The sequence below is a fragment of the Chitinimonas sp. BJB300 genome, assembly GCF_002735695.1.
Classification (GTDB): domain Bacteria; phylum Pseudomonadota; class Gammaproteobacteria; order Burkholderiales; family Chitinimonadaceae; genus Chitinimonas.
In genome coordinates this window covers 51,935-57,996 of record NZ_PDZH01000009.1, presented here as the reverse complement: position 1 = coordinate 57,996, position 6,062 = coordinate 51,935, and the positions used below count along the sequence as shown (strand labels likewise).

The window sequence follows — 6,062 nt, the reverse complement described above, 5'->3', positions numbered from 1 at the left end:
TGAATGCCTGAGCATCAAGACGCAGAAGAACCCATTCGCACTTTGCCGCAAGTTACTGATCAACGCCTCCCGCGCGGCTTATGATCAGTTACAGCTGCTTCTCGCAGCTACTGCGTAACATCAGTTATTGATATCAGCGCCGGGAAATGCTGAATAAATATTTGGCTAAATAATTAAAGTGGTATACACCATTTGAGGGATGCCTGACTCCGACTCGCCTACTACAATGCGCAGCCCTGCAGACAAGCCCAGCTTGGTCCGCTTTGTGGGTTGCAAGGTCTTGCGCATACAGGTTGCTAAACGCTACCCAGCAAGTCATTTATTCAACAGGCATCTTTCTGATCGCGTCAAATCTGCTGATTTCCTTGTACTGAACAGCGCAGTTTTTCTTTGGAAGTTTATTATTGGATAGGTAGTTCAGCCGGCGCTCTTATTTTTTAAGAGCGCCGGTTTATCAATATGTCTGCAAGGATGTGGCGATGGATCGCAATGATTTATTAACCGCAACCCGTATCGAGTTCCTGAATGCTTTTTCCAAAGCGTTTGCGGAGCTCGTGCCGCAGTGTGTAGAGCGCATGTTTTATCGGGCAGATCATTCTGCCTCCTCGCGCGATCAGCGCCGTCTGCTGGATGCGCGTGCCATATTGCAAAATCGCAGCGACGAGTTAATTCGAAGCGCAAGCAATTGCATGGAACAGTTGCTTAACCGTAGTTTTCGTACGGCTTACAGCACGTTTCGTCCCCACTTTCCGGCCGGGCATGACGCCACCGGTACGCTTAGCTTGGTTGATGCCTCTGCCTTCGAAGGCGAGCTGAAGGTGGATGACATCACCGTACGCTATCGCAATGCGGCCGATGAACAGTTGCGCGACTTGAATATCCGCGTTGCCATATTGTTTGAGCAGGATGATATCAAGGAGCGCGAAAATCCTTTCCGCCCGTATTTATTTTCGCGCTGCATGATCAATATGGTCGAGCAGCTGGGCATTGTCCAAGAGTTGGGCGATACCCTGGTCGAGCAATTTCGCGATGATCTGACGGAAAAAGTCATTGCCATCTACGCACGGTTAAATGCATTGCTGGCCGAGCACGGTATTGCCGCGCAATTACGCATGGCAATCAAGCGCGAACCATCGCCGCATTCGACCGGTGTTTTCCAGGCCCGGGAGTTGGCGGCAAATGCTGGCTTTAATGATGTGGTTGATGCTGCGGTAACAAGCGCTGCAGGGGTTATGCCCACCGATCGGCACACCGTGCAGGCCTCAGCTGATATGCCTTTGCATAACTTCATACCGCAGCCGCCTGCATCTATGCCCAGTACAGCCGCTGCGCGTGGGGCGGGTCGGGCGGGGCAGATATTGGACTGGTTGCGTCAGAGCACCGCCGGTGCAGAGGAGATACCGCTGACCGATGCGCAATTGGGTGGGTATGTGGCTTCTTCAGCAACCAATCGAGATGGCCCCGTCAGTATGGGCGAGCATGGCTTGGGGGCATGGTTGTCCGGGTTTGAGGCGGTGGGTACGACGCTACGACAGTTTTTTTCGCCTGCGTCACCGGTACGGGCTACACCCATCAATAGCTTGCTGGCGCGATCAGTACAGCATCTGCAGGAAAGCATTCCCAGTGCGGGCGATATGCAAACCGCCGATGGCAGTCTGCGCAATCTCATCTTGGAGCAACGTCCCGATCTAGGCGAGAAGACGAGCGATGTCAGTGAGGAAATGACCATCGACATCGTGGCCATGTTATTTGAATTCATCCTGCGGGATGGTCAAGTGCCAGCGGAAGTACGTGCGCAGTTAGGGCGGTTGCAGTTTCTGGTGCTGAAGCTTGCGTTGCAGGACCCGACCTTGCTTACCCAGAAGCACCATCCAGCTCGGATGTTGGTCAACCGGATTGGTTCTATTTCTTTGGGTTTGCAACAGTCTGGCGCACATGGCGAACGTTTCATTGCCGAAATCCAGCGCATTATTGAACAGCTTCTGGGCACTGCCGATATTCAGCCTGCGTTGTTTTCACAAATGCTGGATGAATTCGATGCCTTTATTGCGCATGAATTACGGGCGGCGGATGAGCAGGTAGAGCGTGCCGTGCGGGTATTGGAGAGCGCTGAAAGCAATACGTTGCGATTTGCGCGTACCACGGCGGCGATTGCCGAAGCGCTGTCCGGCTTGATTTTGGACCCGTATCTGCATGACTTTCTGGTGAATGGTTGGGCCCAGGCGATTGAGCGCGTAGACCGGCAGGATGCGGCAAAAGCTAAACGTTATCGTGAATTGGTGCCGGATCTGATCTGGAGCATTGTGCCTAAGGTCAGCAAGGAGGAACGAAGCCAATTTTTGGCGCATATACCATTGATGCTTGGCTTGTTGCGCGAGGGGTTGGCCATGACGGCCTGGACGGCGGAGCAGAAGCAGGAATTGCTTGCATGGCTGATGGATTCGCACACGCATGCATTAAGCGCTACGTCGGTAGCCTTTGCCGTCCCATCCCTTGCCGATATGCGCGCCCGTTTCCGCGATTTCATTGGCGGCCAGGAGACGGTTGCCTTTATCAAGCCCAACCAGCCCCATGGCCTGAATCGACACATGCTGGATGAGGCAATCTACGAGATCGAAGCCGAGTTGAATTTGATTGATCGCGTCCTGGCGGTAGGGGATAGCCCGGCAATTGAGGAGCCACCGCTGTTTGTTGAAGATGAAGCGGACCGCGGCAAGTTGGAGCGTGCCGAGACTGGCACCCAGCAGGTGTTGGCACAGCTACGCAGTGGTGTTGCAATCGAAATCAACTTGAACGGCAAACCAAGCCGCGCCCACCTCAACTGGATCAGCCCGACTGCTTCAAGCCTTGTCCTGAGTATCGATGGCGATGACAAACCTTCGGCATTGAGTGTGCGATTGTTTCAGCGCTTGCTGGAAAATGGACGCGCCCACTTTCTGGAAGCCGAACCGTTGTTTGAGCGAGCGGTGCAATCCTTGCTCCACTCGGCCGATCGGCTGGATAGCTTGGACCCGCAAACTGCGGTCAAGTTGGGCATGGCTGCCTAGGTATTCAGTCGGCAGATGGATGGTTCCATCTTATCCTTGGAATGGCAGGGTACCCGGGATAGTTGATGCCCACTCTCCCCACCCATTTGCCGTCGGTCGTAGAGTGAGGCCGGTCAGGTTTTAAACGCTGCGATCTGACCCCGCAGGCCCAGGCTCGCCCGCTCAAGCTCACCGGTTGCCAGCTTGATGTTCCGCATGTTGAGGAGGTTGTCGCTGGCCGCTACCTTGATCTGGTGGATCGTCACTGCAATCTGGGCGATCCCCGTTGCCTGCTGCATGGCATGGACTGCTACTTCCTTCGCAGTTCCAGTATTGGACTCGACGACTTCCGCTATGCGTGTCAGGGCTACGCTTGCAGCTTCCGAGCGGTTAACGCCGCGGGTAATGGCTAGGTTGCTCTGTTCCGCCGCATCAACCAGGCCAGCAATCAGTCGCTGCATCTCGGCAAGAATCGTCCGCACGGTCTGTACCGCCTGTTTGGATTGACTAGCAAGACTGCGTATCTCGGCGGCGACAGCGGCGAAGCCTAGACCATGCTCATTGGCGTGTGCTGCTTCCAGGCTGGCATTCACGGATAGAATGGCAGATTGTTCGGCAAGGTGATTCACGGCACTGGCGATCTCGCCGATGGACAAACTCCTTTCTGTCAGTTTCGCCGTGCGATCAGCCAGCACTGCCATGCAACTCTGTACCTCATACATGCTGGCGGAAGCATCATGCACTGCCGCCTTGCCTTGCTGCGCTGCTTCGGTTGACATCGCAGAACGGTAAGAGACGTCTTCCATTCGCTTGGAGGTTATTTCCGTGGTTTGGCGCAGCTCATCCACAGTGGTGGAGAGCTGCAGCGTTGCCGAAGCCGTTTCGTCGGCAGTACCGACAACCTGCTCGGTGACGAGTGATACGGTTGAAGCGACTTCGCTCATGATCATACTGCCTGAACGCAAATTGGCGACGGTCCCCTTCAGGTTCTCTACCATGGCGACAAAAGCGAGGCCCAGTTCATCTTCAGACGACAGCAGGCTGGGTTGGATATTCAATTCGCCGCGCGAGATCGCAGCCGCGGTTGATGCCTTGCCACGCAGGGAGGCAACCATCTCGGCGAAAACATGGCACAGTATGCCCAGCTCGTCCTGGCGTGGCCCGATGTTTAGTGACACCGAAAGGTCGCCTACGGCGATACGACGCGCCGCGGTTGCCAGTTCTTGTAACGGATGGGCGATGTTCCGGGTGATCAGCCAGGCGGCGAGGAACATCACCAATACCGCAAATGGAAGACCAAACAGCATGATCTGTCGTGTTGTTTGGATGCTTAGTTGGACCGCTGCACTGAGCGCCTGGCTGCGCATCACTTCATCCGCTTTCAAGGCGCTTATCACGCTGCGTATGGTATCCATATCGCGCTTTCCCCTGTTGGTCAGCACGATTGCGAGCGCCGGTTGCAGGCCGTTCTTCTGGCGGATGGCTACCGTTTCCTGCAATTCCGCAAGTTTGGAACCGATAGCTTGCCGCAACAGTTCCAGCCGTTGTGGCGGTACGGCGTTGTTCCTCTCGATAGCGAGGAATTTCAGCAATGCGCCGTCAATCTTCTGGGCAGCTTGCAAATAGGGCGCAAGGTAGCTGGTGTCCCCGGTAAGCAAAAAACCGCGCTGGCCAGTTTCCGCATCCTTGATGAGTGATTCCAAGTCATCTATCCGGCTTATCACCGCGAGCGTGCGATCAGCCAGTTGCTTGGCTTCAAGCAGATACGTCAGATTGAGATAGGCCGGCAGGCTGATGGTGATCAGCAATATCATGGCGATCAGGTAGCCGAGCGATATCTTGTGTCCTACGGTCCAGCGCATGCTTTTTCCTCCGACCGGCTTCGTTTTGCTTTTGTGAACTACAGCTGCTTTATGCAAGCCGGGACTGCAAATTCGGAAATCCACGGACTGATGCCGTACCACGCAATAGGGTACTTACTGGCGATGGGGCACCCGGGCATTGTCCAGTAGCGCGCGCATACGTGTTTCGGCCTGACGCAGCGCATCGAATGCCAATTGCTTCCCCAGTGCGGCGCCCAGCATGCCACTCAACAGCGTGAGCATTTGAACGTCTTCGTCATCGAAAACGTTGGTATTGCCCGAGACGACTTTCAGTACTCCGACCGCTTGGCCCATCTGAAAAAGTGGTGCGCAGACCATCGAGCCAACACCGACACGCTTGCACGCTTCCTTATCCACGCGAGGGTCGGAGTCGGCATTGTCGCACCGCAATACCTGGGCTGTTGCAACGCAGAGCCCAGATAAGCTCCCCTTACGCTTGAGCCGTACACCCACGTGAGGTGCAACGACACCGGTTGCACAGCGATACACCATGACATCTTCCTCGACCAACTCTACTACCGCACCGCTGGCACCCGTTAGTTCCTGCACCGTATTGGAGACGAGCTCCATGAATTGGTCGAGATCCTGGTCCGCTTGGGTGATGGCCGACTGGGTTTCGACAATTTGCTTTAACCGCTCCGTGTTGGCTTGGGCTTTGGGCATGGCTTTCCTCCTGGCAACTATCGCTTGGCAATGCTTTTGTGTACGAGGGAGGGCTTACCTGGCACCGTACAAACCCCGCATGCCGTAACTTTTGTGTACTTGGAATAGTAGACCGCGGGTGTGGTTCGCGCCGTATCAATGCGGTCTTTGGAAGGGTCTGCTCAAGCCGTGGATCGACATCAGGTTGGATATCGCTGAGGCTTAATCTCCTTGGGTGAGGTATTGGCTGCCCAGCAGACGACGGTGAATTTGGCGCCGCCCGACTTGAGTGAGTTCGCAGCTACCTTGCGTGCCTTGGCGCAAAGTTTCGATACAGGCTTGGTGCCGGTAGTGCGCGCTATGAATCACAAGGCACGGCTTGACCACGTTATCTGGGACCGGGTGCAGGTATTGAACGAGCAGCTGCAGGCCGTGGTGGGTAAAGTGGGTGCGCCTCAGGTGAATATCCGCTTCTGTACGGATACACCGTCGTTGGAGGACGAGCTCTGAT

At 55.3% G+C, this 6,062-nt stretch carries 4 protein-coding genes; 2 read left to right on the top strand and 2 right to left on the bottom strand.

Annotated elements, in window-relative coordinates; translation table 11 throughout:
* Positions 1–479: 479 nt before the first annotated feature.
* Entirely contained in the window at positions 480–3,047 is a 2,568-nt protein-coding gene (locus tag CSQ89_RS02875) for a DUF1631 family protein (protein ID WP_099404687.1), read from the top strand.
* A gap of 113 nt (positions 3,048–3,160) precedes the next feature.
* Here CSQ89_RS02875 and CSQ89_RS02870 read toward each other — a convergent pair whose 3' ends face one another.
* Both CSQ89_RS02870 and CSQ89_RS02865 read right to left on the bottom strand, forming a co-directional pair.
* Positions 3,161–4,888 (bottom strand): methyl-accepting chemotaxis protein, encoded by a 1,728-nt coding sequence (locus CSQ89_RS02870; protein WP_099404686.1) that lies wholly within the window; start codon positions 4,886–4,888, stop codon positions 3,161–3,163.
* Positions 4,889–5,002: 114 nt separating this feature from the next.
* Positions 5,003–5,572, bottom strand: a complete 570-nt coding sequence (locus tag CSQ89_RS02865; protein ID WP_099404685.1) for a GAF domain-containing protein — start codon at positions 5,570–5,572, stop codon at positions 5,003–5,005.
* A gap of 210 nt (positions 5,573–5,782) precedes the next feature.
* Between CSQ89_RS02865 and CSQ89_RS02860 the strand changes: the two genes are divergently transcribed.
* Entirely contained in the window at positions 5,783–6,061 is a 279-nt protein-coding gene (locus CSQ89_RS02860; protein ID WP_099404684.1) for a hypothetical protein, read from the top strand.
* The last annotated feature ends 1 nt before the right edge of the window (position 6,062 follow it).

Coding starts and splice junctions, on each gene's coding strand:
- CSQ89_RS02870 (WP_099404686.1), bottom strand. CDS start 4,888: ATGCGCTGGACCGTAGGACACAAGATATCGCTCGGCTACCTGATCGCC.
- CSQ89_RS02875 (WP_099404687.1), top strand. CDS start 480: ATGGATCGCAATGATTTATTAACCGCAACCCGTATCGAGTTCCTGAAT.
- CSQ89_RS02865 (WP_099404685.1), bottom strand. CDS start 5,572: ATGCCCAAAGCCCAAGCCAACACGGAGCGGTTAAAGCAAATTGTCGAA.